The organism is Agrobacterium sp. K11, from assembly GCF_059429395.1.
Window position 1 is genome coordinate 1 of record NZ_JCAHRB010000055.1, and the last position, 490, is coordinate 490.

General features: G+C 49.6%; 1 protein-coding gene. It reads right to left on the reverse strand.

The window, feature by feature from the left end; genetic code table 11:
* Window positions 1-55 precede the first annotated feature (55 nt).
* Window positions 56-490 (reverse strand): serine hydrolase (locus AC5SEO_RS26920; RefSeq protein ID WP_158075403.1); only part of this gene is annotated, 435 nt, incomplete at its 5' end.

Below are 490 nucleotides of genomic sequence, written 5' to 3' on the forward strand. Positions count from 1 at the left end.
TTATCAACCGGGGTAAATCAATCTAAAGTATATATGAGTAAACTTGGTCTGACAGTTACCAATGCTTAATCAGTGAGGCACCTATCTCAGCGATCTGTCTATTTCGTTCATCCATAGTTGCCTGACTCCCCGTCGTGTAGATAACTACGATACGGGAGGGCTTACCATCTGGCCCCAGTGCTGCAATGATACCGCGAGACCCACGCTCACCGGCTCCAGATTTATCAGCAATAAACCAGCCAGCCGGAAGGGCCGAGCGCAGAAGTGGTCCTGCAACTTTATCCGCCTCCATCCAGTCTATTAATTGTTGCCGGGAAGCTAGAGTAAGTAGTTCGCCAGTTAATAGTTTGCGCAACGTTGTTGCCATTGCTACAGGCATCGTGGTGTCACGCTCGTCGTTTGGTATGGCTTCATTCAGCTCCGGTTCCCAACGATCAAGGCGAGTTACATGATCCCCCATGTTGTGCAAAAAAGCGGTTAGCTCCTTCGG